The sequence below is a fragment of the Arthrobacter sp. GCM10027362 genome, from assembly GCF_042679445.1.
In the GTDB taxonomy this organism is placed as follows: domain Bacteria; phylum Actinomycetota; class Actinomycetes; order Actinomycetales; family Micrococcaceae; genus Crystallibacter.
In genome coordinates this window covers 1-2557 of the sequence record NZ_JBHTML010000317.1, presented here as the reverse complement: position 1 = coordinate 2557, position 2557 = coordinate 1, and the positions used below count along the sequence as shown (strand labels likewise).

The 2557-nt window shown below is 69.3% G+C and carries 3 protein-coding genes; all 3 read left to right on the top strand.

Going from position 1 to position 2557, the window contains the following annotated elements; all coding sequences use genetic code 11:
- The coding region (locus ACFQ36_RS22135; RefSeq protein WP_377017631.1) for a cell division protein FtsQ/DivIB at window positions 1–811 on the top strand (811 nt) is incomplete at its 5' end.
- A 240-nt stretch (window positions 812–1051) separates the two neighbouring features.
- Window positions 1052–2269, top strand: coding sequence for a cell division protein FtsZ (gene ftsZ, locus ACFQ36_RS22130; RefSeq protein WP_377017629.1), 1218 nt, complete (start codon window positions 1052–1054; stop codon window positions 2267–2269).
- Window positions 2270–2278: 9 nt separating this feature from the next.
- Window positions 2279–2557: laccase domain-containing protein (locus ACFQ36_RS22125; RefSeq protein WP_377017628.1), on the top strand; the 279-nt coding region annotated here is incomplete at its 3' end.

Genomic DNA, 2557 nt, shown 5'->3' with positions numbered 1-2557 from the left:
CGGGGACGCCCCCGCCGGCCGGGCCAGGGCGGCCAGGGCCAACAGCTCCAAGGTCCAGCTGCGGGACGATGCCCCGCCGGCCCGGCCCGCGGAATCGACAGTGCTGCGTTTCCCGGAGCCGGCGCGGCGGAAGATCCGCCGGCGTGTGTGGATCGGCGCGGCCGTGGTGCTGGTGCTGGTGGCTGCGGCCATCGGGGTGCTGGTGTTCTCTCCGGTGCTGGCTGTGAAAACCATCTCGGTGTCGGGCACCTCCCTGATCCCGGCCCGGGAGGTCGATGACCGGCTGGCACCGCTGGCCGGCACCCCGCTGCCGCAGGTCTCCGAGGCCGAGGTGCGCTCCCGGCTGGACGGGCTGGCAGCGGTTTCCGATGTCAAGGTCGAGGCCCGTCCGCCCTCGGAGCTGTCCGTCCGGATCATCGAGCGGGTTCCGGTGGCCGTGCTCAAGGCCGGCAAGAGCTACGCCCTGATCGATGAGGAAGGCCGCAGGCTGGCCAGCGTTAAATCACGGGGCTCGGCGAAGCTGCCGCTGATCGACGCGGCCAAGGCCAAGAAGGATCCGGAAGTCTTCCGGACGATCACGGCAGTGCTCGGCGCGCTGCCGCCGAAGATCCTGGCGCGGCTGGACCATGCCTCGGCCAAATCCGTGGACTCGGTCAAGCTTGAGCTCAAGGACGGCACCTCCGTGCTCTGGGGCAATGCGGGGGAGCGGGAACTGAAAGCCAAGGTGCTGGAGGCACTGCTGAATGCGGACCCGGAGGTGCCGATCCAGGTCTACGACGTGAGTACTCCGACGCGCCCGGTGACGCGGTAACGGGCCCGGCGGCAGGCGCCGGAATTGGAATATCGGTAAGTTGGTCCGACACGCTGGAAGGGTAATTGCATGAGGCAGGGCTTCCGCTTAGCGTCTCGGGTAGAAGTTACTTGACATAACTCTAACGTTCAACCTGAGGGTTAGGGTTATGCAGGGGGAGCCGGCGGGCCGGATCCGCAAGGAAACGGCCGGGACGCCCGGCGTCGATCAGTGCACAGATTCGAACAAGGGACACAGGACGTGGCAGCACCGCAGAATTACTTGGCCGTCATCAAAGTCGTCGGCATCGGCGGCGGTGGGGTGAATGCCGTCAACCGCATGATTGAGGTTGGTCTCCGGGGGGTGGAGTTCATCGCCATCAATACCGATGCGCAGGCTCTGCTCATGAGCGACGCCGACGTCAAGCTCGACGTCGGACGCGAGCTTACCCGCGGCCTGGGCGCCGGTGCGGATCCCGAGGTGGGCCGCAAGGCCGCCGAGGATCATGCCGAAGAGATCGAGGAGGTCCTGCGCGGCGCGGACATGGTCTTCGTGACCGCCGGCGAGGGCGGCGGCACCGGCACCGGCGGCGCGCCGGTGGTGGCCCGCATCGCACGCTCGCTCGGGGCGCTGACCATCGGCGTCGTGACCCGTCCGTTCACGTTCGAGGGACGCCGCCGCTCCAACCAGGCCGAGAGCGGCATCGAGACCCTGCGCGACGAAGTCGACACGCTGATCGTCATCCCGAACGACCGCCTGCTGTCCATCAGCGACCGCAATGTCTCGATGCTCGACGCCTTCCGGTCCGCGGACCAGGTACTGCTCTCCGGTGTCCAGGGCATCACCGACCTGATCACCACCCCGGGCCTGATCAACCTGGACTTCGCCGACGTCAAGTCCGTGATGCAGGGTGCGGGTTCGGCCCTCATGGGCATCGGCTCGGCCCGCGGCGAGGACCGGGCGGTGAAGGCCGCCGAACTGGCCATCGCCTCCCCGCTGCTGGAAGCGTCCATCGATGGCGCGCACGGCGTCCTGCTCTCCATCCAGGGCGGCTCGGACCTGGGCCTGTTCGAAATCAACGAAGCGGCCCGGCTGGTCCAGGAGGTGGCACACCCGGAGGCGAACATCATCTTCGGTGCCGTCATCGACGATGCCCTGGGCGACGAGGCCCGGGTGACGGTGATTGCGGCCGGCTTCGACCAGGTGGACGTGACCAGCGCGCCGCAGGCACCGAAGACCGGCGCCCTGCCGGCAGTGCCTTCCGCGGCCCCGCAGTCGATGCCGGTGGCCCAGTCGGCCCCGGCCCAGTTCGCCGCTGCGTCGGTGCAGAACAATGGCTGGGGGCACCTGCAGCAGTCCCAGGGCCCTTCGGTGATTCCGGCCGATGCCGGGTTCGAGGTGGACCTGCCGGCAGTGGTGGAACCGGACCTCACCGCGGGCCGCACCGACGACCTCGACGTCCCGGACTTCCTGAAGTAGGCCGGGCAGGTGGGCGGATTGCCGGAGGGTTTCTGGTGGCGCGAGGAAGTGGGGGACGGCCTGTGGGCCGCGTTCACGGATTCGGCCGCGGGCAATCTCGCCCTGCACGTCGGGGATGATCCTGCCGCGGTGCGGGCGCGCAGGACGGCGCTGCAGGAGCGGATGGGGGTCGCACCGGACACGCTCCGCTTCATGAACCAGGTTCACTCGGCCCGGGTGGGCACGGCGGCGGCCGGGGATGCGGCGGCCGGCGGCAGCCCGGAGCTGGACGGCTTGTGCTGCCCGGGC